This is a genomic window from Actibacterium sp. XHP0104 (assembly GCF_025751515.1).
GTDB lineage: Bacteria > Pseudomonadota > Alphaproteobacteria > Rhodobacterales > Rhodobacteraceae > Actibacterium_D.
On record NZ_JAOWLE010000017.1, the window covers coordinates 1 to 1216 of the forward strand.

At 56.2% G+C, this 1216-nt stretch carries 1 protein-coding gene; it reads right to left on the reverse strand.

Features of this window, described 5'->3' with window-relative positions; translation table 11 throughout:
• Positions 1-34 precede the first annotated feature (34 nt).
• Positions 35-1161 (reverse strand): IS3 family transposase gene (locus OE856_RS13680; protein ID WP_263716713.1). Its coding sequence is split into 2 segments (ribosomal slippage): positions 35-897 and positions 897-1161, totalling 1128 coding nucleotides; the frame shifts between segments, so codons are not numbered across the junction.
• Positions 1162-1216 lie beyond the last annotated feature (55 nt).

The window sequence follows — 1216 nt, forward strand, 5'->3', positions numbered from 1 at the left end:
TGAGCAGCCTCATCTGACTGGTCCAGTTTGATTGTTAGTGCATGATCGTCCTGTGTTCCATCGGGATGATGGATTCCGGGGCCGGTGGGCGATAACCCAATGCACTGTGGGGCCTCTTTGTGTTGTAGTGTTCCCTCCATTCTTCGATCAGGATTTGTGCTTCTCGCAAGCTGTAGAAGATCTCGCCGTTGAGCAGTTCATCCCTCATCCGCCCATTGAAACTTTCGCAGTATCCGTTTTCCCAAGGAGACCCTGGTTCGATGTAGGCGGTCTTGGCCCCAACGGCAGCGATCCAGTCCCGAACCGCCTGAGCAACGAACTCGGGGCCATTGTCGGAACGTATGAAGACAGGAGCGCCACGCAGGATGAACAGATCCGTTAGAGCATCAATCACATCCGAAGAGTTGAGCCTGCGCTTCACCTTGATCGCCAGGCATTCCCGGCTGTGCTCGTCCAGAATGTTCAAAGTGCGGAACACCTTCCCATCATCTGTCCGACAATGAACGAAGTCATATGACCAGACATGGTTTCGATATTCAGGCCGCAGCCGGACGCATGATCCGTCATTCAGCCAGAGCCGCCCCTTCTTCGGTTGTTTTGCTGGAACCTTCAGCCCCTCTCGTCGCCATAGTCGTTCGACACGACCGTCACTGACCGACCAACCCGCCTCTCTGAGCAGAGCCGCTATCCGACGATAGCCGTAGCGGCCGTACTGCCTGGCTAGTTCGATCATGTCGGCAACCAACCGGTCCTCATCTGCACGGCCTCTCGGAGCGTGCCTCTGTGTCGAACGATGTTGCCCCAATACGCGGCAGGCCCTGCGCTCAGACACTTTGAACTGGCTTCGCACATGATCGATGCAAGCTCGGCGTCGCGCGGGGCTCAGTAGTTTCCCCGTGCAGCTTCCTTCAAGATCAGCTTGTCGAGCGTCAGATCCGACACCGCTCGTCTCAGCCGTTCGTTCTCCTTCTGAAGTCGCTTCAGTTCCTTCAGCTGATCCACGCCCATTCCACCATACTGCTTGCGCCACCGGTAATAGGTCTGTTCAACAACACCTATCTGTCGGATCGCGTCCAGACGGGGCATGCCTTGCCCCATCAAAACTTCAACCTGCCGCAACTTCGAGACAATCTCTTCGGGCTTCGGTCGCTTGTTCGCCATTCTCAGTCCTCCGTTTCCTAAACATAACGGTGGACCAGTTCAGATGGGGAGGCTC